This window comes from Corynebacterium sp. HMSC071B10, assembly GCF_001814825.1.
GTDB lineage: Bacteria > Actinomycetota > Actinomycetes > Mycobacteriales > Mycobacteriaceae > Corynebacterium.
Map to the genome: position 1 here is coordinate 171,302 of NZ_KV818004.1, position 352 is coordinate 171,653.

Below are 352 nucleotides of genomic sequence, written 5' to 3' on the forward strand. Positions count from 1 at the left end.
CCGGGCGTGTCTTCGCGCGGGGTCGGTGTGTTTGATGCCGCGGGGCGAAAGGTAGCCCTTGGGGCTTTGCCACATGATCTGGCCGCCAACCCGCTGCATCCGGCCCCGGTTCGGCCGGCCGTTTTGCCGGTTGTGGTAGGTGCACAACCAGCACATATTCTCGACCTCGGTCGCACCACCTTTGGACCACTCCTGGATGTGGTGTGCTTCGGAGAAGTCCGCCGGCTGGTTGCAGCCTTTCCACGCGCAGGTGGCACCGTCCGCGCTCATCAACGCGCGCAGCTCCCGGTTGGCGTGACGCTCAAGTTTCACCGGATACAGGTTGACCGGCCCGTCGGTTGCCGAGATCAAC

The 352-nt window shown here is 64.8% G+C and carries 1 protein-coding gene; it reads right to left on the reverse strand.

Going from position 1 to position 352, the window contains the following annotated elements:
- Nucleotides 1–352: HNH endonuclease (locus HMPREF2990_RS05580; protein ID WP_168167128.1), on the reverse strand; the 352-nt coding region annotated here is incomplete at both ends.